Here is a 25439-nt window from a genome sequence, read left to right on the forward strand (position 1 = left end):
TTTATCAGCGAAACTGATAAATGCTATAAAATCATTGAAATTGACCCTCAACACCCGGTGTGTTAGGTTTTAGAGAGAAGAAATTAAATTAATGTGATGATTTTAGTCGGAATTAAAATCGAAGCAATGCGCGAGGTGGCAAACAGTGGAACTTCAAGTGACAAACAGCCCTTTTAATCAAGAACAAGTTGAACTGCTTAATCGTCTTATTCCTACATTGACCGATGGACAACGTACTTGGTTGAGCGGATATATTGCAGCAATTCAGGCAAGCGCGACAATAGCGGCTCCAGCTAACCTGGTACAGGCTGCACCAGCTACAGGTATTGCACCTGTAAGTGCTCCGCCAGTATCCCGGGAAGTTACCGTGCTTTTTGGTTCACAAACCGGAAATTCCAGCGGCCTTTCGAAGAAGCTGGCCAAGAAACTTGAAGAGCAAGGTCTTCAGGTAACGTTGTCATCGATGGGAGATTTCAAACCGAACGGACTCAAGAAAATTGAAAATCTCCTCATCATCGTCAGTACGCATGGCGAAGGCGAACCACCGGATAATGCGATTCCGCTGCATGAATTCCTGAACAGCAAACGGGCTCCAAAGCTTGAAGGACTTCGTTACTCGGTGTTGGCTCTGGGAGATACCTCCTATGAGTTCTTTTGTCAGACAGGTAAGGACTTCGATAAACGATTGCAGGAATTGGGTGGTACAGCCCTTGTACCACGCGTGGACTGTGATGTTGATTTTGATGAAGCAGCTGCGGAGTGGATGAATGAAGTACTCGCATCCTTAAGCAGTACATCTGCTGCTGCGAGTACGGTAACCACTGAGGCTGTTACAGCTGCGGTGAGCGGCGGGGAATCCGAATATGATCGCACGAATCCATTCAAGGCTGAAGTGTTGGAGAATCTCAATCTGAATGGCAGAGGATCGGACCGTGAAACACGCCACATTGAGTTGTCTTTGGAAGGCTCCAGCCTGGACTACGAGCCAGGTGACAGCCTTGGGGTATTCCCTGAGAATCATCCGCGCCTTGTGCAGGAATTGATTGCAGCCATGGGATGGAATGCCGATGAACGTGTGACCGTGAATAAAAACGGCGATCAGGCATCTGTGCACGAAGCGTTCCTGCGTTATTTTGAAATTACAGCTGTAACGAAACCGGTCGTGGAACAGCTTGCGAAACTGAATCCTGGGAGTGGCCTGACGGCGTTACTCGCAGATGATTCCGAATTCCGTACAGTCATGAATAGCTGTGATCTGCTTGATCTGGTTCAGGATTATAATCTGAAAGGGATTCCTGCCGGAGAATTTGTAGCTGCTCTTCGCAAAATTCCGGCACGTCTGTACTCCATAGCGAGTAGTTCGAAGTCTTTCCCGGATGAAGTTCATCTAACCGTTCGCTCGGTACGTTATGAAGCGCGTGGCAGAGAACGTTACGGTGTATGCTCGGTACATCTGGCTGAACGAATCGAAGCTGGCGACACCCTGCCTGTATATATACAGCATAACCCGAATTTCAAGCTGCCTGAGAACCCGGATACACCAATCATCATGGTTGGCCCAGGTACAGGTGTAGCGCCGTTCAGATCTTTCCTTGGTGAGCGTGAAGAAACAGGAGCAGAGGGCAAGACATGGCTGTTCTATGGAGATCAGCATTTCGCCACGGACTTCTTGTACCAGACGGAGTGGCAGCGTTGGCTCAAAGATGGCGTGCTCACGAAGATGGATGTAGCCTTCTCACGTGATACGGAACAGAAGGTGTATGTACAACATCGCATGCTGGAACACAGCAAAGAACTGTACCAGTGGCTTCAGGAAGGTGCAAGCGTATATATCTGTGGTGACGAGAAAAAAATGGCACATGATGTGCATGCTGCGCTCACCACGATTCTTGAACAAGAAGGCGGTTTATCGCCTGAGCAGGCATCGGAATATCTGACACGGTTACAGCAGGAGAAACGTTATCAGCGGGACGTCTATTAATTACCGGCCAAGCCGGACTGCACCATCCCGCAGAGACGAGAGGAGAAAGCAGCATGGTTTATAATAACTTACTTAACCCACAGCGCACGAATAGCGATGTGGAGGATATAAAGATCAAAAGTGATTACTTGCGCGGAAGTCTGACCGAAACGTTGGCCGATCGCATCACGGGTGCAATTCCAGAGGACGACAACCGTCTGATGAAACACCACGGCAGTTATATGCAGGATGACCGTGACCTGCGTAACGAGCGTCACAAATCCAAGCTGGAGCCTGCATATCAATTCATGTTGCGTGTGCGTGCTTCCGGTGGGGTTGTAACCCCGGAGCAGTGGTTGATGATGGACAGAGTGGCACATAAATATGCGAATGAGACGATTCGTCTGACCACACGTCAGTCTTTCCAACTGCATGGTGTACTGAAGTGGGATCTTAAGAACACCATTCGCGAAGTGAACGATTCGTTGTTAAGCACACTGGCTGCATGCGGTGACGTAAACCGTAACGTGATGTGTAACCCGAATCCGAATCAATCCGATGTGCATGCTGAAGTGTACGAGTGGGCATGTCAGGTGAGCAATCATCTGGACCCTCGCACCCGGGCTTATCATGAGCTGTGGCTGGACGGAGAGAAAGTGATTGATTCCCAGGACTCCGACGAAGAAGTTGAACCAATCTATGGCAAAGTGTATTTGCCACGGAAGTTCAAGATCGGTATTGCTGTACCACCATCCAATGATGTGGATGTCTATTCACAGGATCTTGGCTTTATTGCTATTGTGGAGAACGGCAAGCTGCAAGGCTTCAACGTTTCCGTTGGTGGCGGCATGGGGATGTCTCATGGTGACGCCAAAACCTATCCTCAGGTGTCCAAAGTCATTGGTTTCTGTACGCCAGAGCAAATGATTGATGTTGCAGAGAAAACAGTTATGATTCAGCGTGATTATGGAGATCGTGCCGTTCGTAAACATGCTCGTTTCAAATATACGCTGGATGACCGTGGTGTGGAGTGGTTCATTGAAGAGTTGACTACCCGTTTGGGTTGGAAACTGGATGCAGCACGTCCTTATCATTTTGAGACTAACGGAGATCGATATGGTTGGGTAAAAGGTAATAATGGCAGATGGCACTACACGCTGTTCATTCAGAATGGTCGTGTAAAAGATGTAGATGGCTATCCGCTCATGACGGGTCTACGTGAAATTGCCAAAGTGCATACGGGTGATTTCCGTCTGACTGCGAATCAAAATCTGATCATCGGTAATATCAGCAGCCAGAAAAAGAAAAAGATAGAAGCGCTGATTCAGCAGTACAATCTGACCGATGGTGCACATTACTCTGCGCTGCGCAGAAGTTCGATGGCTTGTGTTGCGCTTCCGACCTGCGGCCTTGCGATGGCTGAGTCCGAACGTTACTTGCCGTCCCTGATCGACAAACTGGAGCCTGTATTGGACGAAGCTGGGCTGAGAGACGAAGAGATTGTCATTCGGATGACCGGCTGCCCGAACGGATGCGCAAGACCGATGCTGGCGGAGATTTCATTTATCGGTAAAGCACCAGGGAAATACAATATGTATCTTGGTGGCAGCTTCACTGGACATCGCTTGAACAAGCTGTACAAAGAAAACATCGGCGAAACCGAGATTCTGGACACGTTAACTCCAATGGTGAATCAGTATGCCAAAGAGCGCAATGAAGGTGAACATTTCGGAGACTTTGTCATTCGTGCCGGTTATGTTCCTGAAGTGTTGGATGGTCGACAATTTCACGCTTAATTGACCGGGTAAGATGAACTGAACTTAGGACTGATTTAGGGCGGAAGCATTCCTTTAAGGGGTGCTTCTTGTCTGCTATATATGGAGATAATAGAGGTAACGTTAGTTGCTGCTGAGAGATTTATGAGAGAAAAAACTGTGGCTAAATTTCAAGCGGAGATGGATTATCACCGCAGTTATTCCCATTATTTCGTGTGTATTAACTTGTTGAAGTACGCTCAACAAGATATAATGGCATAGTAGAAAGCAGATTACATGTTGAAAGTGAGCGGAAACGATATGGGTCGTAAGTGGAATAATATCAAGGAAAAGAAAGCTTCAAAAGATGCAAACACGAGCCGGGTCTACGCCAAATTCGGTGTTGAGATCTATGTAGCTGCCAAGAAGGGCGAACCGGACCCGGAAGCGAACCGTGCACTGAAAGTCGTGCTGGAACGTGCCAAAACGTATAATGTACCCAAAGCCATCATTGATCGTGCGATGGAAAAAGCAAAAGGCAGCGGGGATGAGAACTATGAAGAGTTGCGTTATGAAGGCTTCGGACCGAATGGTGCGATGGTCATCGTTGATGCACTCACTAACAATGTAAATCGTACAGCGCCGGAAGTGCGCTCTGCGTTTAACAAAAACGCTGGCAACATGGGTGTCAGTGGTTCTGTTGCTTACATGTTTGATCCAACAGCGGTTATCGGTATAGAAGGCAAAAACTCCGAGGAAGTACTGGAACTTTTGCTCGAAGCAGATGTGGATGTACGTGATATCGTGGACGAAGACGATGCTGTAATTGTATATGCAGAACCGGATCAATTCCACGCTGTACAAGAAGCATTCAAAGCTGCTGGTATTACTGAGTTCACAGTAGCCGAGCTGACGATGCTTGCGCAAAACCATATTGAACTTCCAGAGGATGCACAAGCTCAGTTCGAGAAACTGATCGATGCGCTTGAAGACCTTGAAGATGTTCAGCAGGTCTACCATAACGTAGAGTTCGTGTAAGATAACGAGACGATACGTGGTGTGATTGCAAAAAAAGAGTGTCTGACCAATCTGCCGGATTGGACGGACACTCTTTTTTTGTTCGTTTATGAGTCAGACTGCAACGTTCCAGGGGACTGCCCTGATTTTTCTGATTTACGCCCACCGAACTTGAACAATACAATTCCGCCTACAATGACAAGTACACCAAGCAGCTGATTCCACGAAAAAGGAATTTGCTCCAGACCGAGCCATCCCATGGAATCAAATAAGAGTGCAAAGCTCAGTTGGGATGTTAGCACGATCGAGATGGCATACGTGGGACCAAGCAGCTTCATCCCTTGCACCAGACAGAAGACTACACCAACACCTATAGCTCCACTGAGCCAGTACCAAGGTTGCATATGCTGGAAGCTGAATGTATTTTTGCCCTCCACCAGCAGAGAGATGAGGAATGAAGCTATGAATCCGGTGAAAAGCACCATCGTTGTTGTGGACCATGAACCGGTGCGTTCATTGACTTTGCTATTAAAAATCGTTTGCAGACTGACAAGTGCACCTGCCAGTAGTGCAAGCGAAATACCTGTGATTAACATGGTTGTCGAACTCCTTATTCATAAATGTTGTGACCTGCTATTTCACGTAGACCCGCTCGATCCTTGATCATAATCAATCCTTGATGTCGTTCGATTAACCCGTCTGTACAGAGCTTCTGGATGACCCTGTTCAAGTGTCGGTAACTGGTGCCGATCAGATTCGCGATGTCGGTCAGATTGAACGCGTCCAGCTCTTCGTGAACGATGCTGCCCGCTTCTTCTGTCGAGATGGAGAGCAGGTAGCTGGCTAGACGAACCTCAACGGGATACATCAGGTTGAAATTGGAAAAGTTCGAGTCAATGTAGAATTTGTGAGAGATGATTTTGAGCAAAAATTTAAGTAAAGGTGCATAATCGCTGGCAAGCTCAGCGAGCCATTGATAATGAATGCGAAGCATCACCACAGGTGACACGGCCTGAACCGTATTAACAATATCGCTTTCGCGGACATACTCTATGTCACCGACAACTTCAAGCGGTGTCTTGAAGCAAAGTACCAGCGTTTTATCCTGAGCGGAGGTGGTGAAAATCTTGATTTTACCCTCGACTAGTACGTACAAATATTCGGAAGTTTCCCCTTCACGACAGATCAGTTCACACTTCTCGAAGTGGCATAACGTCATATGTGTACGCAGGGGCTCGTGAAATACAGTTTCGAGTTGATATTGCTTCAGATACTGCATTAATTGTTGCTCGTTATGGATCTCTTGCACGATGTTGTTCACCCCCGACGATATGTTTCAATCCTTCTCCAAAAACTATAGTTTCATAATGATAACGCCCGTGATCATCAAGGCAATGCCCAGAAATTGAGGCAGTTTCATCTTTTGTTTCACCACGCCGAACCATCCGTTACTATCCACCAGAAAAGTCAGGAACAGCTGAGCAATCAACAGGGCCGAGATCGTGAATGTAACCCCAATTTGCTGAATTGCCGTTACTTCGCTGAAAATAATGACGGCGCCAAAAGCACCTCCAGCCAGGTACATGGGTTTTACTTGTTTGAGTCCTTGAAGGTTGGTGTCTCTAACAAATATTAGGATCAGCGCCGCTAATATGAATCCTGTCAGTTGTGTAATCGTAGCGGCCTGCCATGTGCCCATGTCGGTGCTAATCCGAGTATTGGCAACCCCTTGGAGCGTGATACACGCGCCGCCCAGTAATGCAAAAATAATTCCTCTCATATGTACGCTCCTTATTCAATCACTTCGACTTCTATTTAATGATAAACTGACCCCAAACGCCAAGGACAAATGTCCTCAGCTTTGAAGTCACAGCATTTAGAGTACAATAAAGGACATCGAAAATCCAGATAGCGCGCTACATTAATCTATTTCATGCTCAAACATCTGAATCGATCCGATTCCAGTTAGGACACATCAGATCATATCACAGTGTACACAGGTTGCTCCCCTACAAAGTGAATAGGCAGTTCAGGAAAGTTCTTCACCAGTCTCTGTGCGAGTAACTTCATTCCGGAAGCCTCACTTTCAGCATGTCCCATCATAATGAGAGCCTTTTGCTTACCTTGTTGCACAGCATCACGTATGTATTCCGGCGTCTCCCATTCGAATCCTTCACCTGCGATGATCAGATCCAGTTGCTCGCTTTGAAGCAGAGGAATCGTCAGATTGCCGTTGCCACGAAAACCCACAAGCACAGCTACACGTTTACATAACATCCTCGGATCACCAGCTACTCGTACATAGTCGATACCAAGTGTGCGTTTCAAATGCTCGCCAATTTGCTGCACAGTCATATCTACGGGGAAGGAAAGGATATCGGCTTCCGGTCTTTTTTCCTCCACATAGGAGGACCATTCTAATGCCTGGATCAACCCTTCTGTAATGCCATCCGGTTGAAAACGGTGGATCACATCGTGACAGCGATATATGGAGATGCCTGCTTCGTTGATCAAGCTTTTTTTAGTTTCATAAACTGGATCATTGGCTAACCAATCGGTATGACTGTGATGGTTGTAGAAGGGGGATTCATGGGCGATAATCAGATTGGCCCCACGCTGTATAGCATGTTCAATGACATGTTGAGTGGGCATAAAAGTAACAAACACACCTGTGACCGTTTGGTCGGACGAGCCAGTAATCAGCCGATCCACCGTGTTCTCCGGTAACTCTACATGGGCTGTGAGATACTGTGTAATGTCTTGAATGGTTATATTCATGCGCATAAGTCCTCCAATGACAGGTTTTATAGCTAGTGTATCATTTTGATAAATTGAAATCCTATGAATTGTAGCTAAGTTATCATAACAATGCGGGAAATAATCCAACGAGTAACGATGAAGGATTCATATCGTTTTCTAGTACAAGAAAAAGTATACTTACATAGAGCCTTTATCTAGGTTGAATGGAAGCATCTATTTTGATTGAAAAAACAGATTGCGAAAGGTGATGATTACATGACAGCAACGAATATTATGGAACGTCTGAAAAGCGAGACCGCTCATTATCATAGACAAGTGGAGCAGAACGCTTATGCCAAGGCTATTATGAATCAAACCGTGAGTACAGAAGAGTATAAAAAATATCTGGAGAAATTTTATGGATTTCTGAAACCGCTGGAAGATCAGGCTGTAAAGCAGCCTTTCTGGGGAAGTACGGGGCTGGATATGGAGATCAGAGGTAAGGCAGGACTACTGGAAAAGGATCTGCGAAATCTGGGTGCCAGTGAAGAGGAAATCAGCCAACTTCCGCTCTGTGAAGAACTGCCGGATATCTCAACATCTGCACGTTTGTTCGGATATTTATATGTGATTGAGGGGTCCACTAATGGGGGACAGATCATGACTAAGCGATTATCGCAGTTTCTGCCCATTGAAGCTGATCGTGGATTGGAATATTTTAATGCGTATGGCACAGAAACAAGAACGAGATGGAGCGAGTTCGCGGAATTGCTGCAGCAATCCGTGTCCTCAACAGAAGATCATGATGTGATGGTGCATACAGCTTCAGAGACATTCCGACTGCTTGATCAATGGATTAATACAGACAAGTGATGAGGGCATCCGGTTCAAATGGATAGAACCAGAATAATAAAGATGAAATATGTTGTATATAAAAGAGGGCAGAGATGCCTTCTTTTTTGTACAAGTGTTATAATGATCCCTATGGATACACTTGTTCGCATTCCGTCTTGGAGGAGGGTGAGATAACGTTCTATGAAAGACGATTCAAGACAATTGGAATTTATGGAGATAGATTTGAGTGAAGAACCTGAGACAGCAGCTGTTTCGATTCCTGATCGTTCAACCATTGTGCAGAGTGCTTATGATGGGATGCAGCATCGTGGAGGCATATTATCCTCAGAGAAACGTTTTGTAGAGGAAGCAAGGCATTGGGCAGAGGTGGAGGGAGATATATCCCCGTGGGTACCTTTCATGAGTTACTGGCCAACGTATGGTGTGATGAACGAAGCCCAGCGCAAATGGTATATATATTGGAGGACGGAAGTTCGTCAGGGAAGATACCCGGATACCGATTTGTCCTATCTATTTGTTCATATCTACGAGTTAATTAACGGCATTGGCTGGCAGAATCCTCTGGATGGTTATAATCAATTAAAGCAGCTATGGGTGAACTACCGTGAACGGCTTCCCCAATTAAATATATATATGCAAGAGTGGATGGTCGATTATGTGCTGGTCCATCAGATGGAGACGTCATTATCTGAAGTCATGGGTCTTTCGGGCGGATATCTGCCAGCAGAACTGCTGGATATGGAGCTGCAACGTATTTTACAGGATAAGGTATCGGATATCTCGCTGAATATGCTGCAAAGATACTATGATTACGATATTACACTCAGTAAGTTCTATAGAGATGGTGGCAAAGAAGTGATGGAACAGTACATCCCACGGGTCATGGCGTTAGTTCATTCGTATCTGGAACGTACGCGACAAGTTGGACTGTTGCCTGAGTTTGATCCCAACGATGAACGCACGGTGGAGCGCATCCTGTTTCGCAAAGCGGTCTATGATGATTCCATCTATGGAAGATCGGTATCGTTCAGATATATGCCCATAGGTGAACAGGTTGATTTTGTGCAGATGGTTACGCGGATCTATCGATGTACTGAAAATAAACTTCGTGAACGGCTCGGATTCAGAGGCCGATTGCGTGGACAGACCCTTGAGCCTGAACTTGCGAATCTGATTGAACGTTACCTGGACAAAGCATATGCGACCGAGCAGGCGGAGTCTGTGGAACAACCGGTGATTCGTATTGATTCAGAGAAAATGGCGTCGTTACAGCAGGAAAGTGAGTACGTGCGAATGGCCCTTACAATTGAGGATGATCACTCTTCTGAAGATAAGGACGTAAACAGCACAACGATTGAAATAAATCTGATCAACACAACGGAAACAGCTGTTAAGGCTCAGCGTCATATCATTGAAGAAGGTGTCATGGAGACGCAGTATAAAGCGAGTTCACCAGAGGATTCTAAAGAGCGAGTTCCATTCGTTGAGGATACAGCACCATCTGAAGCAACAGGGGTGTCAGCAGAACCGATTAGGTTGCAATGGGACGCGTGTGTAGAGGGTGATTTGGATGAAGAATGGCTGCTTTTTGCCAAGGAACTATCCCCTCAGCAGGTGCAAGCGATTCATGCTCTTCTTGGTGCAAGTCCTGATTCTGAGCTGATGCGTCTGGCTGAACAATATGGAACGATGCCTACGCTTCTACTGGATGAGATTAATGATGTGGCTATGGAAACGATTGGTGATCTTCTGATCGATGGTGATCGGATTGTTCCTGATTATATAGATGTGTTCGAACATGTGAAGAGGTGATATGTAGTGACAGAACTTAAAATACCAAAGCGGCTGACCACCGCACTTGTAAATTCGTTGACGGCAGGTGTTGTCCCGCGAATTGGACTGGAGCAGATTGCTGTTGGCCGGAAACCGGAAGTGGAAGCCATCTTGCGGGATATGGACAATATTGCCGAGGGCGGCGCAGCGTTCAAACTCATTACGGGCCGTTACGGCAGTGGTAAAAGCTTTCTTTTGCAGATGATTCGTAACTATGCCATGGATCGCGATTTCGTTGTGGCGGATGCGGATCTGTCACCTGAGCGACGTTTGGTGGGTACCAAAGGTCAGGGACTTGCCACATATCGTGAGCTGATGACTCGTCTGTCTACACGCACGCGACCTGATGGGGGAGCGTTGGAGCCGATTTTGCAAAAATGGATCGCAGGGCTGCAACAATCCACGATGCAGAGTCAGAACCTGCGCCCGGATGACCCCGCTCTACCGCTGGAAGTAGAGAAGCAGATCTATTCGGTGACGGGTGAGATGCAGAATCTGGTTCACGGCTTTGATTTTGCCAAGGTACTGGCTTCCTACTGGAACGGGTACAAGTTGGCTGATGATGATCGCAAACAGGCGGCGCTTCGCTGGCTTCGAGGAGAATTTGCAACCAAAACGGAAGCAAAAAAAGAACTGGCTGTCGGCGTCATTATTGACGATGACAACTGGTATGACTACTTCAAATTGTGGTCTGAATTTACAGCGCGCATTGGTTACAAGGGATTGCTGTTGTTCATTGATGAAGCGGTGAATCTGTACAAAATTACAAACAGCGTCTCCCGTCAAAGCAACTATGAGAAATTGCTGACCATGTTCAATGATACGATGCAGGGCAAGGCGGAGCACCTGGGCATATTTGTAGGCGGTACGCCGCAATTTGTGGAGGATGAACGGCGCGGATTATACAGCTATGAAGCGCTTCGCTCCAGGCTTATTGATGGTCGTTATGCAGCCAAAGCGTATGCGAACTATACAGGTCCGATCCTGAAGCTGGCGATGTTATCACATGAAGAGATTCTGATTCTGCTCCAGAAGTTGCGGCAGATTCATGCCCTGCATTTTGGATACAGCGCAAGTCTGACGGATGAACAATTGGTTGATTTTATGCAAACGGCGGTGAACCGACTGGGTGCGGATGAATTGCTGACCACGCGTGAAGTGGTACGGGACTTTATGGATGTACTGCATACGTTACACCAGAATCCCGAAGTGACTTATACTCAATTACTTGGTGAGCGGGCTGCCAATCCTCAGGAGGCGGGAAAAGGGGATGCATCCGCGAATACGGATGATCTGGACGATTTCCTGGCGGAGTTTGAATTATGAACGATAATCCATTCTATCGGCTGGCGCCGTTTGTTCAGGAGTTTATTTATAAAAAAAGATGGGAATCGCTTCGGCCTGCCCAGATTGAAGCCTGCAATATCTGCTTTCATACCCCGCATCATATGCTGATTGCGGCTGGCACAGCCTCCGGCAAGACAGAGGCGGCTTTTTTTCCTGCATTGACCGAGCTGCATGAACGGCCTTCCAAATCGGTTGGTATCCTGTATATTGGACCTCTGAAGGCGCTGATAAACGACCAATTCGAACGTCTTAAGGATCTGCTAACCGAAGGGAATATTCCGGTTTGGCATTGGCACGGGGACGTACCTCAGGCGGAGAAAACAAAACTGATGAAGAACCCGTCCGGTGTGCTTCAGATAACGCCAGAATCGCTGGAAGGTCTGCTCATGAATCGCCCGAATGCGATTCCGGCACTGTTTCATGACCTGCGGTATGTCATCATCGATGAGGTACATGCCTTCATGGGAGCAGATCGGGGCATTCAGGTGCTCAGCGAACTTGCCAGAATCGAGCGTATGGCTGGCTGTACACCGCGAAGAGTTGGATTATCGGCTACACTTAGTGACTATAATGCGGCTACATCTTGGCTTGCTGCCGGAACGCAGCAGGGGGTAGATGTGGTCTCTTCCCCGGGGGGGCGCAAGCTGCGACTGCGAGTGGAACATTTCTCTTTTCCGGATGCGCAGGACGAGGAGCAGGCGGAGCAGCTTCATAACGCACGCAAAGCATACTATGACTTCATCTATGAGAGCACACATCGTAAAAAAGCGCTGATCTTCACCAACAGTCGCACGGATGCCGAAGTCACCATTCTTGAGATGAGACGCGTTGCGGCTCGCAGACAGGAACGTGATGTGTTCCATGTGCATCATGGAAGTATCTCCGCCATGCTGAGGGAGGAAACGGAAGCCGCCCTGCGCACCGGATCGGGGCCCGCGGTTGCTGCGGCAACGGTCACGCTTGAACTGGGTATCGATCTGGGCGAGCTGGAGCGTGTGGTTCAGCTCGGTGCACCGTATAGTGCTTCCAGCTTTGTACAGCGTCTGGGACGTTCAGGGAGACGAGAGGACATGGCATCGGAGATGCTTTTTGTATGTCCGGAGGAACAGGATGAGGAAGCTCAATTGCCAGCACGTATGCCGTGGACGTTGATGCGTGCGATTGCTGTTATTGAATTATATGTAAAAACAAAATGGGTCGAGCCGCTTGAAGCCCGCAAAATGCCCATAGGTGTACTCTACCATCAGACGATGAGCATGCTGAAAAGTATGGGGGAGGCGGAGCCGAGAGACCTTGCGGAAGCGATCCTTTCGCTGGCCCCATTTGCGTTGATTAGACCTGATCAATATCAGGCTTTCCTGAATTACCTCATTGAGACGGATCATCTGCAATGGACAGAGGAGCGAACGTTGATTATCGGTCTGACAGGTGAGAAAATCGTGAATAATTATCGCTTCTACGCGGTGTTTAAGGACGATGAGGAACACAAAGTACTGAACGGCTCGGAAGAGATTGGTTCGATTACAACCGTGCCCCCACCCGGCTATTGCTTCTCGCTCGCAGGCAAACTGTGGAAAGTGGAAGAGGTCGATCACAAGCACAAGGCTGTGTATGTGAAGTCTGCCAAAGGAAAAGTGGATACGTTATGGCTTGGGGCGGGAGGAGATATTCATACGTCGGTGGTACAGAAAATGCGTGAAGTGTTGTCCGACTCAGTGATCTATCCCTACCTGTCACCGCAAGCCGTCAATCGACTGGAACGGGCACGCCGCCTAGCTCGTGAAAGCGGACTGTTGAAGCAGGTCGTTATTCCGGCAGGGGGAGATTCGATGTATGTTCTTCCTTGGGTGGGAAGTAAATCATTCCGTACATTGGAGCGCCTGATGAAGCATAATCTGTCCAGCAAATTGGCCTTGCGTTCGGTTGTGCCCATGGAGCCATATTACTTTGTAGTGTCCGGCAAGGTCGATGAACGAACATTGTTAGCCGAGATTATGAGTGAGTGTCGGACGGCTGAAGACGCATCTGCGTTACTGGCTGAAGATGAAGCACCTTATCTGGGCAAGTACGATGAATTCGTCGCGCCGCTTTTGATCCGTGAGGCTTTTGCCGTGGATGGGCTGGATCTGGATGGATTGAAGGCAGGTCTACAGCAAACATTGGAGTGGGATTCCTCGGATTCCAATCGTGTATGACGTTGTTGCGTAATAAGAGTAACTCAAAAGAGGGTACTGCATCGAAGTGACTTCGTGTAATATTTGTATTTCAACTTTTACACTGAATAGGGTTGACACCACCTCACCTCCCATGTAATATATGAAAAGTCGTCACACACGAATTACATCAAATTGCATATATCATTTCGTATAACCTCGCAGGCCGAAAGTGTACACAGGGCGAGGGTCTCTACGGGAAGCCTATACTTCCTAACTACGATGCCAAGGAATCGATGTATTCCTTGCTCGTAGTTAGGATTTTTTGCATTTTCGATGGTGTCTGTGACCTTGGCATGAACCAAACATGCGGACGTATTTTTCAATCATCAGGAGGTTTATTCACAAATGAAATATTATCTGTCCGTTCTCGCGGGAGCGATGAGCTATGGCATATTATCCACGATTGTGGTTCTGGCTTACGGTGAAGGGTATAAACTTGGAGAGGTTGTAGGGGCACAACTGATTACGGGTTTTCTCCTATCCTGGATGCTGGCGCTATACACACGGTTTAGAACAAAACGCAAGTCACAAACAGCTGGAAAAGCATCAGGAGCCGTGGCACAGGTTTTCAAACGGTTGACGTGGAAACAACGTCTGTTATTGATGGCTGCCGGAACACCAACGGTAATTACAGGTCTCGTCTATTATCAGTCTTTACGTTATATCCCGGCTTCACTTGCCATAATCCTGTTGTTCCAGTTCACATGGATTAGCGTATTGATTCAGGCGATAAGCAAACGTCAACGTCCAGACAAAGTCACGTTCCTGACGTTGATCATTCTATTCGGAGGAACCTTGCTGGCAGCCGGTTTCCTGGAACAGGGACTGGGTGAGTTCAACGGTCTGGGTATTGCTCTTGGACTAATGGCAGCCGTAAGTTATTCCCTGTTTGTATTGTTCAGCGGCAAAGCAGTTCCTTCTGCACACCCGGCCTTCCGCAGTGCGTGGATGGTTACAGGCGGATTGATCCTGCTGTGCATTTTGTTCCCGCCGACATTCCTCTTTAACGGATTGATCTGGAGCCAGTTGCTTGTATTTGGACTTCTGCTCGGATTCTTCGGGGCTTTCATTCCACCAGTACTGTTCGCCATTGGCGTTCCGCATATTGGTGGTGACATGGCCGGAATTCTGGGGGCAGTGGAGCTTCCAATTGCAGTCTTGTTATCCTCTATCGTGCTCCATGAGCATGTCAGCGGATTGCAATGGTTCGGGGTTATCATTGTGCTCATTGGCGTAGCCCTGCCAGAGTTGTATAAATTACGCATGAGACGAAGTCGAAGTCGAAGTAAACCGATCTATTCCTGATTCACACGAAAAGGGATATTGAGGAGCATGAGCGGGAATACCCGTAATAAGCCTGAGAAATCAGGCTTTTTTGATTGAAATTTTCTATATAAATTGAACTAAACATTTACACGAAACGGAGAGGACAGAAATAACCTGAAGAAGCGAAGCGTGCGCCTAAAAGCTTTCTGAAAGAAAGCTGCTTCGGAAGCATACGCTATTCCCGGATTTTACCCTTTGAAAAAGGAAATCAAAAAATCTGGGGATAACAGCGATCGAAAGGTTGTTCTGTCATCGGAGTGTCCAGTGTAAATATTCTTTAGTTCCACTTATATAGCTCAATCGCAATAGCCCAGAGGGGTCATTTTCATTGTCATGCGAATCAGGTATGCTTAAAGAATACATCTGTCTGTGGATTGAATATGGATGGGACATCGAATGAGGAGTGTTTAGATGAGAAGCTGGTTTGGAAAAACATGGCCTTGGTTAACATTGGGCCTGACCGTTGTTGTATTGCTTGGATCATTTTTGGTTTATTTTATGGGCAAAGACCTGTCCCCGGGATCGGGAAGTGCGGTAACTGCGCAAGCAGAGACACCGGAGGATTTGAAGGGATATGAAGTCATTGATGTGGACGTGAGCAACGATGGTTTTGGACCAGACGTTATCGAGGTGAAAGCTGGCGTACCGACCAAAATCAACTTTATTCTGACCCGGTCGGTGACACATGTCAAATCAGTGGGATCACAAAAGCTTGGCATGGATCTATACATGCAAAAGGGAGACAATTATTATACGGTCGACAAAGATCTGCCCAAGGGAGAATACGAGATTCACTGTGGCATGTACATGATATACGGAACGATTAAGGTCGTATAAGCAGAAGGAGCATGGTTTCGGGTGACCGAGCTTTGCTCCTTTTTTTGGTGCGTGATATCATGAGGAAGTGGGTAAAATCGATCAGGAGGTGGCGAAAATGAAAGCGCTATTTATTGGAGGGACAGGCACCATCAGTACGGCCATTACGGAGATGCTTGCACAGCAAGGCTGTGAGCTTTATTTGATTAATCGCGGCAATCATAACGATGACTTACCTAGTGAGGTCAACGTACTTCAAGCGGACATTAATGACGAAACAAGTGTAGCGGAACTGATAGCTGATCTGGAATTTGATGTTGTGGCAGACTTTATCGCTTTTGTACCGTCTCAATTGGAGCGAGATTACCGTTTGTTCAAGGATAAAACAAAGCAGTTTATTTTTATAAGTTCAGCATCGGCGTATCAGACACCTTTGGCTGATTACCGGATCACGGAAGGTACGCCCTTATCGAATCCATACTGGGAGTATTCTCGCAATAAGATCGCCTGTGAAGACTATCTGATGAAACAATACCGCGAGCACGGATTCCCGGTGACCATCGTGCGTCCGAGCCATACGTATGGCGACAAATCGGTACCTCTCGGTGTTCATGGCGCTCAAGGCAGCTGGCAGGTTCTCAAGCGTATACGTGAAGGCAAACCCGTTATCATCCATGGAGATGGCACCTCACTGTGGACCATTACACACAATACTGATTTTGCCAAAGGGTTTATCGGGCTTATGGGTAATATCCATGCCATTGGTGAATCGGTACATATCACCTCGGACGAATCCGTCACCTGGAATCAGATTCATGAGATTATTGCCGGTGTGTTGGGAGTGAAGCTTCATGCGGTACATGTACCCTCCGAGTTCTTGGCAGCATGCAGTGACCAGGATCTGCGCGGCGGTTTGCTGGGGGACAAAGCCAATACCGTTGTGTTCGATAACAGTAAGCTGAAACGGCTTGTTCCGGAATTTGTAGCAACAACAAGAGCCGACCAGGGCATTCGACGTACGATTGAGCACATTCTGGCGCATCCTGAATTACAGACCGAAGATCCGGAATTTGATGTATGGTGTGACAAGGTCGTTGGCGCATTGGACGAAGCGTTATTGAAGATCAGAGATGAGAAATGAGTAGTCAGGCGTTCATGATCAAGTGTTTACATTCATGCGCTTAATCGTTATAATCAAGAAAAAATGACACTTGTTAGGGGAGGCACCCCAACTTAGGACATCGTTCCTTTGTTGGGGTGCCTCCCTTTTTTGTGTGCCAAAAAGGAGAGCAGACGTTGAAGAAATCAGGAAAACGTGTGAAGAAACAAGCAGAACACTTAACCAAAGTGGTGCTGGCATTTGCGTTATTGTCGCCTCAAGCCTTGTTGCTTGAATGGGGTGCAGTCACGGTAATGGCTGAAATGGTTGAAACAATCGGGATTGTATCCGATACGTCCAGCATGAAGGCTGTGCAGTCCTCCAAGGTGAAAGTGGAGATGAACAGTGACGGTAAATACAGAATTGTATTACTACCAAACACGAATGTATTTTACGGTGGTGATACAGGGAATGTATCCACCATTATCGACCACAACGGATCTCCCGTGAACTTCAAAACATTGCCGCTTAATTATTACCGAATTAACAATAATGTGATTGAAATGTCCCGGCAAAAGGACAATGTCGAATATATTTTGCGTGTATCTATCGTCAATGCTACTTCGCAGGGTGGGTACATGAAGGTTGAACTGGAAGCCATCAATCGCAGTGGATCGGCACTCAATTTGGGTGGAACATTTTATTGGGATACGATGGTGAATGGCAATGATGCTTCTCCGTTTGAAGTCATCGAGAATGGATGGCGCAATTACAGCGGCGGTGTTCAGGTCACGGCTTTTTATGCCAATACGTACAATGTTGTGAATGCGGATCGCATATATATGGGACAGTACAGCAGCCCAGACAGCGCCCAACTCACTGGGGGGTCTTCACCTTCAGCGTTCACTCCAGGCCAGACCGTTACGGCGAGTGATACAGCTGCACAATTTTGGTGGGACGCCAAGTCAACAGCGAATCAGGCTTCACGCAAATTTTCGACCATTGTGGGAATCGGTCCCAAAAATGTTCCGCCTTCATTTACACTAACAGCACCCTCTTCGGGTCAAACGTATTACAAAGGCGAGCAACTTCAGATCTCCGGTACAACGCGAGATACGGATGTAGGAGACCTGTTGACCGTCAAATGGTCAATCGATGGTGGGTCTGAGAACATTTTGACCCAGATGACCGCGACGGGTTCGAATCAATCTTTCAACACTAACTACACCTTGCCTGACACCCTGCCAGATGGTACACACACGTTGCAGGTATGGGTCATGGATGACAAAGGTGGGGTGTCCTCAGCAGGAACCGTTAACTTTACGGTAAGAAGTTTTGTTGTACCGGGAACGCCGACATATACATTGGTTAATTCTAATAACTTGACGGTGAATTGGGATAAGAAGGCGAATGATGCATCCGTTACGTATGAACTGAAGAATATGACGACGAATCAGATTGTGGATACAGGTATATTAAACAGTCGGCAGGTGACTGGACTCACTCCGAATACCAGTTATTCTTTTGCCGTACGGGCCAAAAATTCAAGTGGTTCCTATACGGGTTACTCCAGTCCAACCTCCAAGTATACACTGGCTAATCCACCCTCTGCGGCGGCTGTGACACAATCAGGCAACTCCGTTACAGCGAGCTGGAATAATAATAGTAACCCTGCGGGTACCCATTACAAAACAGAAATACGCAGTCCAGGTGGGCAGGTCCTTGCATCAGGAACAACAACTTCCACACGTACATCGTTTGCCCTGACCGGACTCGCGGACGGAAAATATGAAGTATTTGTGGCGTCACTGAATGGAGAAGGCATACAGACTTCGTTTATATCCGCTGGTGAAATGATCAAAGATACGACGGGACCGACTGCTCCTTCCGTGTCAGTCACTCCTTCCGCATGGACAAAGGAAGATGTTCTCGTAACGGTTGAAGAAGGAAAGGATGCCTTAAGCGGAACTCAGAAGACTGAAGTGAAAGTTGGTCCGGCAGGAGAATGGCGTGAGTACAGCGCTCCGTTTACCGTAAGCAGTGAAGGCAACACAACGGTTATGGCACGCAGTATTGATGCGTTTGGTAATACAGGACAGGAAACGGCTGTGACAGCCAGAGTAGATCGGACGGCACCAACGCCACCTGTCATCTCGCTGAATCCGCCCGAATGGACAAAAGTGGCGGTAATCGTGACATTAACGGAGGGGATGGACGAAGCAAGTGGCATTGGTCTGACACAGTATAGGCTGGGTAGCGAGGGAGAGTGGATCGACTACAGGACCCCTTTTACACTCAGTGAAGAAGGGATAACCGAGATTTATGCACGAAGTGTTGATCGAGCCGCCAATGTCAGTGCTTCCACTTCGGCAACTGCCAGAATCGACAAGACTGGACCTGAGCAACCAACGATTACGTTAAGTGAAGAGGATTGGACGAATCAGGATGTAACTTTTGCAATAAACAGTGGTGAAGATGCAGGCAGTGGGCTTGCCAAGAGCCAATATCGACTTAACAAAGATGGTCCCTGGATCGATTACACGGGCGAAGTGACGGTTGCCGATGAGGGAGAAACGATCGTATATGCACGCTCACTTGACCGTGTAGGCAATATAAGCACGTCCGCTCAGGCTACGGTTCGAATCGACACGACAGCTCCAACCGAGCCGGTGATTAGTTTAAGTTCTTCTGGATGGAGTAAAGAACATGTGCAATTCACTATCGCTGGAAGTGTGGATGAACGAGCGATATCCTATGAATACAGCATGAATGATGCCCCGTATATTACAGGAAATAGCGGTACAGTAAGTAGAAATGGGGCTACCACCATTCGGGCCCGAGCAAGGGATACCGTTGGCAATGTGAGCAAGGAAATCAGTCGAATCGCCTATGTGGATCAGATTGCTCCAACGATTACATTTACAACGAACGGACAAGGCTGGACGGACGCGGACATACCTACCACTATTCAGTATACCGATGCTCATTCAGGCATTCAGGAGTTGGAACGGTTCTATCAAGTTACGAACAGTGCAGAATCACCGGATCATTGGCTTGAAGCTCGCTCTGACGAGCATAAAATATCCATCGAATCGGAAGGCATATGGTACATCCATGCGAAAACCATGGACAGAGCAGGTAATACATATGAGACAACATCATCACCTTACCATCTTCAACGCAAGCCTGAGCAACCGAGTCATGTGAGAATGACACAGATCGGTGAGACATCAGCTGAACTTACAGTGGAGTTGCCGACGGGGGAAAGGTATACCGATGGATATCAGTATAAGATAACGAATAAAACAACAGGACAGTCATGGAGACTGGATTATCCTAACCACAGTATAATCGATCACTCCCTAAGTGGTGGTCAGGTCTATGAATATGAAGTTAGAGTGAGAAACCATACCGGAGTAAGTGATGCAGTAAGCGCTCAAGTATTAACTACCCCGGCAGCTCCCGGAACGTTGCACGTTCGAAAAGTAGATTCACAGCCCAATTTGGCCGAAATTCAATTTGATTCAGTACGGGGAGCAGATGCTTACCGCATCATCGCGACTACTTCGGACGGTGCCACCGTATTTGATCAGACGGTATCTGATCCTGGTAGCCTTCCCTATGTCAGCAACCTCGTTCCAGGAACCATTCATAACATCTCGGTAACGGCTATGAATGAAAGCGGAGCAGGTGGTAGCAGTAGAACTGGATTTCTCACACTGCCGGCAGTACCCGGTGAGTTTGTAGCCGCTCAGATTCGGGAGCATGATATTTCATTAACATGGGAGACGGTGACTTCTGCAACGTATTATGGTCTTTCACGCGATGGAACAGCCATATATGAAGGAGAGCAGACGGAGTATCTGGATTCGGGTCTGGATAGTGGTACGGAGTACAGCTACGAATTAATTGCCGGAAACGAGACTGGACCAGGGCCGTTGGCAGGATTACCTTTGCTGAAGACATTACCTGGGCAGGTATCAAGTATGCATGTATCAGATGCTTCCACGACGAGTCTTCGTCTGGGTTGGGACGCAGTACGAGGAGCCGATCGCTACGAGTTATGGTTGAATGGAGAGAAGTCGGGAACAGTTTCTGCCGGAACTCTGGAATGGGTCTTTACTGGACTGGATTCGGGAACATCCTATCAACTGGATGTTCAAGCGGTGAATGGAAGTGGACAAGGCATTCGCAGTGCAGCATCAGGAACAACGTTACCGGAGAGCCCGTCGGGACTTCACGTTATTCAAGTAACTGAACAGGGAGCGATCTTGAGCTGGCAACCCGTAGCCGGGGCAACGAAATATCGGGTGGTCATCGATGGACAGAGCCATGAGATATCAGATACACAACTCGCAGTCCACCATCTGTCAAGCAGTCGTGAGTATACCTATGAAGTACAGGCAGGCAATGCTGCCGGGTATGGTACATCCACCAGTAGTACAATTCTTACGCTACCTGGCAGGCCGGAAGGACTGAATGTCACATGGACTGGTGAGACAAGTATGGGACTTGCATGGCAAGCTGTAGATACGGCGAATCTCTATATTGTGAAAATCAATGGAACAGAAGTGGGCAGAACATCAGAACTTGCCTACACGGTTGAGGGATTGTTGCCAGGTACAGAGTACGCTTTGGAAGTTCAGGCTGCGAATGCTTCTGGTTCAGGTGAGACAGCACAGCTCATCCGATTGTCCAAACCAGTGTCGCCTGCCGAAGTACTTGTTGATCCAGGAGTACATCGTGCAAAGGTGTCCTGGTCTGTCGTGGAAGGTGCCGCTGAGTATGTGATTGAGCAGGATGGCAAGGAAATCTACAGGGGAATGGAGAATGAAGCAACGATTACGGGGCTCAAGGATGGGACTTGGCATCACTATCAACTTTGGGCGGTCAACAGACAAGAGACTCGTTCGGAAGCAACGGATGTATCCTTGTTAACTTTGCCTGAAAAACCCGTTGAAGTTCGAGTATATGATGTAGCAGAAAACAGCCTTGGCCTGGATTTTAGCAACACAGGCGTCCAAGGGGCAGATCATTACGTCATTGAACGGGATGGAAGAGAGATTGCTCAGATGGATTCGAGTGAAAGCGGGTTCGTAGACAAGGATCTGTCGCCAGGAACGAAATACACTTACGTGATTCGGGCAGTCAATGCGAGTGGAACGAGTGCGCCGCTTACTTTCGGTATAATGACTCAAACGTTGCCATTGGTTGCAGAAGGTATCACAGTTGAAGCCGGAACACATGCGGTGGATCTGGCTTGGGATGTTGTTAAGGGAGCCGCTGCATATGAAATTCGTAATCGGGTAACGGGAGATGTACAGAGCGTGTCTGAACCGTCTGTACATCTCAACAGTATGCTGGATGGCACAGCGTATGAATTCGAACTTGTTGCGATTAATGAAGATGGTCATCGGTCAGAGTCTATTCAGATTCAGGTTTTAACGAAACCTATATCACCTCAGACGGCAGGCGTAACACACATCACAGATCAGACCGCGACACTCGACCTGAATGGCAGCTCCACACGGGGAGCAGAGCAATTCATCATTATGCGGGATGGGGTTGAAGTCGCAAGGGTTCCGGCAGATCAAGTTTCATTTGAAGATCATGGACTGACACCAGGAGAGCGTTACACGTATACCATCAAAACATCGAATGCAACGGGTGAGAGTGATTTCGGTTTTGAAGTTCACTTGCGCACGTTGCCTGCGACCATTAACGAACCTTTACTTGCAATGAATATTGGGGAAAAGGAAGGATTGATCTCTTGGCCAAAGGTACAAGGTGCGGAGGGATATACCATACGTATCGGAGATCAGATGTTCACCACTATTGAAGAAGGGGATATCACAGAGGTGAGATTAACACATCTGGAGAGTGCAACCCGATATGATCAGGTACAGATTATTCCTTATAATACGGCTGGTTCAGGAAGCCCAATGACCGTGACTCCTTTTTACACCTTGCCTCATGTTGATTCACTGGAAATGAAAATATACCCCGAGACTGATCATGCCAAACTGGAATGGAACTTCCCTTATGTGAACGAAACATTCGTTGTATTACTGGATGGTACAGAAGTATACCGAGGCACACAAAAAGAGTTTATCGTAGATCAACTGGATGCAGGCAAGCAGTACCCGATTGAAATCTACACAGAGAATGATCAGGGAGATGCATCGGAGAAGCTGGCGTATTCTGTCCTGACCAAGCCAGCAGCTCCTGTCAAAGTGGAGTATCATTCGGCGAAGGACCACATTCGTCTTCTATTGGAACAGAGCCGGGTCGAAGGTGCCGAGCAGTTCATCATTGAGCGTGATGGTGTAGAGGTTGCTCGTGTTCCTGCAGACGAACTGTTCTATGACGACAAGGAACTCGAACCGGGCGTAAACTATATCTACACAGTTAAGACCATGAATGTCTCGGGCAGTAGTGATGGTGGTTATTACCTTCATGCCATGACTTTGCCCGGTAGTGCTGCTTCACCTCCTGTAGTAGAGGGACGTTCGATGTATGGTGCAGACATTGTATGGGAACTGATTCCTGGTGCTGCAGGTTATCGAGTCTATCGAAATGAAGAGCTTGTGGGAACGACCACGGAGACATCCATACATGTGTCTGAATTAAACAGTGCAGAGCGTTATAATGACATCATCATCATTCCATTCAATGAGGCAGGGGAGGGTGAGGCGCTTAAAGTACCAGAGTTCGAAACGTTACCTTCTGAGGATCTGACAGTGGCAGCAATTACGCAAGGGACGAATACAATGAAGCTAACTTGGGAACTGGAATCAATGAATGAGGTGATTGTGATCACCTATAAAGATCGTGAGATCTATCGTGGCACACAGCGCAGTTATGTATGGACAGGACTGAATGCCGAGCAGTATTATGAGGTGGTCGTCTGGACGGAGAATTCAGCGGGTGAAAAAAGTGAAAGCAAACGGGCCGCAGCCATGACTTTTCCATATCCACCATCCGCCTGGAGCGGTGGCGGTGCAACCCCGAGTCCAAACGGTACATCGGAACAAGCCGATGAGGTGAGTTCACAACCTGAACCCTCTAAGCAACTTGATTTACCTGTGAAAAAAAATATCAATTTTATTGATATCAGCCAAACATTCAATAAAGACCAGATCACTTGGCTGGCAGAACAGAATATCATTCAAGGTGTAAGCGAAACTCGCTTTGAGCCACGCCGTCCGATCACGCGTGCAGAATTTACCGCATTAATCGTGCGTCTGATGGGTGTGGACACAACGGTCAATGAACAGCATGGATTTCAGGATGTGAACGATGAGGATTGGTTCGCTCCTGAGATTAAGGCAGCCGTTCATCATGAGATGGTTCAAGGTATGGGGAATGGCAAGTTCGCTCCGTATGCGCTGGTAACACGTGAACAGGCATCCAAGATCATAGCAAATGTTGTCCGTAAAATCAGGCCGGAACCGCTGACTTCCCCAAGAGTGTTTACCGACCAGACTGATGTATCTGATTGGGCAAAAGAAGAAGTGCAGGAGCTTGCAGGTTTGTACATGATTACCGGATATGAAGACGGCAGCTTCCGTCCCATGCAGCACTTGAGCAGATCCGAAGCCGCAGCACTGATCTTCCGCTTAAATAAGCTGATTCAAGTCATTACCGCTTGATTGGTTTTTAGTGCTATAATAGGTTGCCAATATGATAAAAAAAGGGTAATGAACAATGGTGATGAATAATGAATAATAAATTTATCCGAATATATGAAGATATTGCAGATCGTATTCGGACTGGAGAGATTGAGGCAGGTACGCTGCTTCAATCGGAACTGGATCTATCGGAAAGTTATCAAACATCCCGAGAGACCATTCGCAAAGCGCTGAAAATGTTGTACGAAGAAGGTTATATTCAGAAGATTCAAGGCAAGGGTTCGATTGTACTCGACATACGCAAGATCGATTTTCCCATCTCAGGTCTGGTTAGCTTCAAGGAGTTAGCCAAAAAAATGGGGCATCGCGCTCAAACGTATGTGAAGGTTTTCGAGGAGCAACAGGTGGATCAGGCGTTGCACAAGAATATTAACTTTGGTCTGAATGAACAGGTCTGGGAGATCAGACGTGTGCGCAAAGTGGATGGAGAACACGTCATACTGGACAAAGATTACATCAGCCAACGACTTGTTCCGGGTCTCAGCAAAGAGATCTGTAATGATTCCATCTATGAGTACATTGAGCAAGAGCTGGGGCTTTCCATTTCGTTTGCCAAAAAAGAGATTTTGGTGGAAGAACCCACCACTGAGGACAGGGAACTGCTTGACCTTGAAGGGTTCCATAATGTGGTTGTGGTGAGGAGCCAGGTGTACCTGGAGGATGCCAGTCAATTTCAGTATACGGAGTCGAGGCATCGACCGGACAAGTTCAGATTTGTGGATTTTGCACGTCGCAGATAAGTTAATCAAGACCGATCAGAGAGTACCTTTCACTGCATTACAGGGT

Annotated in this window: 16 protein-coding genes and 1 riboswitch; of the genes, 12 read left to right on the top strand and 4 right to left on the bottom strand. The window is 47.4% G+C overall.

The genetic code is table 11. The features are described 5' to 3' along the window. Positions 1-145: 145 nt before the first annotated feature. The 3 genes from AC1S8V_RS13210 to AC1S8V_RS13220 all read left to right on the top strand — a co-directional run bounded on the left by AC1S8V_RS13210 (position 146) and on the right by AC1S8V_RS13220 (position 4752). Positions 146-1981 (top strand): assimilatory sulfite reductase (NADPH) flavoprotein subunit, encoded by a 1836-nt coding sequence (locus AC1S8V_RS13210; protein ID WP_482073966.1) that lies wholly within the window; start codon positions 146-148, stop codon positions 1979-1981. Positions 1982-2034: 53 nt separating this feature from the next. Then, positions 2035-3756 carry an assimilatory sulfite reductase (NADPH) hemoprotein subunit gene (gene cysI / locus AC1S8V_RS13215; RefSeq protein WP_237175613.1) on the top strand — a complete coding sequence of 574 codons (1722 nt, stop codon included), beginning with the start codon at positions 2035-2037 and terminating at the stop codon, positions 3754-3756. 279 nt (positions 3757-4035) lie between these two features. Beyond that, a complete protein-coding gene (locus AC1S8V_RS13220) occupies positions 4036-4752 on the top strand; it encodes a YebC/PmpR family DNA-binding transcriptional regulator (protein ID WP_036608916.1) in 717 nt (238 codons plus the stop codon). 86 nt (positions 4753-4838) lie between these two features. On the opposite strand, the gene AC1S8V_RS13225 is transcribed toward AC1S8V_RS13220, so the two are convergent. The 4 genes from AC1S8V_RS13225 to AC1S8V_RS13240 form a co-directional block, all read right to left on the bottom strand. Next, entirely contained in the window at positions 4839-5327 is a 489-nt protein-coding gene (locus tag AC1S8V_RS13225; protein ID WP_482073967.1) for a DMT family transporter, read from the bottom strand. Positions 5328-5341: 14 nt separating this feature from the next. Next, positions 5342-6040, bottom strand: a complete 699-nt coding sequence (locus AC1S8V_RS13230; protein ID WP_482074472.1) for a Crp/Fnr family transcriptional regulator — start codon at positions 6038-6040, stop codon at positions 5342-5344. 45 nt (positions 6041-6085) lie between these two features. Further along, positions 6086-6511 (bottom strand): DMT family transporter, encoded by a 426-nt coding sequence (locus AC1S8V_RS13235; RefSeq protein ID WP_482073968.1) that lies wholly within the window; start codon positions 6509-6511, stop codon positions 6086-6088. Positions 6512-6711: 200 nt separating this feature from the next. Then, entirely contained in the window at positions 6712-7509 is a 798-nt protein-coding gene (locus AC1S8V_RS13240; protein ID WP_482073969.1) for a Nif3-like dinuclear metal center hexameric protein, read from the bottom strand. 237 nt (positions 7510-7746) lie between these two features. On the opposite strand from AC1S8V_RS13240, the gene AC1S8V_RS13245 reads away from it, so the two are divergent. From AC1S8V_RS13245 to treR, 9 genes are all read left to right on the top strand, one after another. Further along, positions 7747-8343, top strand: a complete 597-nt coding sequence (locus tag AC1S8V_RS13245; protein ID WP_482073970.1) for a biliverdin-producing heme oxygenase — start codon at positions 7747-7749, stop codon at positions 8341-8343. 162 nt (positions 8344-8505) lie between these two features. Further along, positions 8506-10137 (top strand): TerB N-terminal domain-containing protein, encoded by a 1632-nt coding sequence (locus AC1S8V_RS13250; RefSeq protein WP_482073971.1) that lies wholly within the window; start codon positions 8506-8508, stop codon positions 10135-10137. Positions 10138-10143: 6 nt separating this feature from the next. After that, positions 10144-11484 (top strand): ATP-binding protein, encoded by a 1341-nt coding sequence (locus tag AC1S8V_RS13255; protein ID WP_482073972.1) that lies wholly within the window; start codon positions 10144-10146, stop codon positions 11482-11484. After that, positions 11481-13700, top strand: coding sequence for a DEAD/DEAH box helicase (locus tag AC1S8V_RS13260; protein WP_482073973.1), 2220 nt, complete (start codon positions 11481-11483; stop codon positions 13698-13700). The genes AC1S8V_RS13255 and AC1S8V_RS13260 overlap by 4 nt, the downstream gene beginning before the upstream one ends. A 147-nt stretch (positions 13701-13847) precedes the next feature. Next, a riboswitch (purine riboswitch) is annotated at positions 13848-13958 on the top strand. A 108-nt stretch (positions 13959-14066) separates the two neighbouring features. Continuing rightward, positions 14067-15026, top strand: coding sequence for an EamA family transporter (locus AC1S8V_RS13265; protein ID WP_336759865.1), 960 nt, complete (start codon positions 14067-14069; stop codon positions 15024-15026). A 432-nt stretch (positions 15027-15458) separates the two neighbouring features. Beyond that, positions 15459-15884, top strand: a complete 426-nt coding sequence (locus AC1S8V_RS13270; RefSeq protein WP_482073974.1) for a cupredoxin domain-containing protein — start codon at positions 15459-15461, stop codon at positions 15882-15884. A gap of 97 nt (positions 15885-15981) precedes the next feature. Next, the gene (locus AC1S8V_RS13275; protein WP_482073975.1) at positions 15982-17004 is read left to right on the top strand and encodes an SDR family oxidoreductase; all 1023 of its coding nucleotides are present in this window, start codon (positions 15982-15984) and stop codon (positions 17002-17004) included. 155 nt (positions 17005-17159) lie between these two features. Continuing rightward, the gene (locus tag AC1S8V_RS13280; protein WP_482073976.1) at positions 17160-24614 is read left to right on the top strand and encodes a fibronectin type III domain-containing protein; all 7455 of its coding nucleotides are present in this window, start codon (positions 17160-17162) and stop codon (positions 24612-24614) included. 68 nt (positions 24615-24682) lie between these two features. Beyond that, on the top strand, positions 24683-25393 hold the full coding sequence (treR, locus tag AC1S8V_RS13285) for a trehalose operon repressor (RefSeq protein ID WP_482073977.1): 711 nt from the start codon (positions 24683-24685) through the stop codon (positions 25391-25393). Positions 25394-25439: the final 46 nt, after the last annotated feature.

Source organism: Paenibacillus sp. B46(2026), from assembly GCF_056786355.1.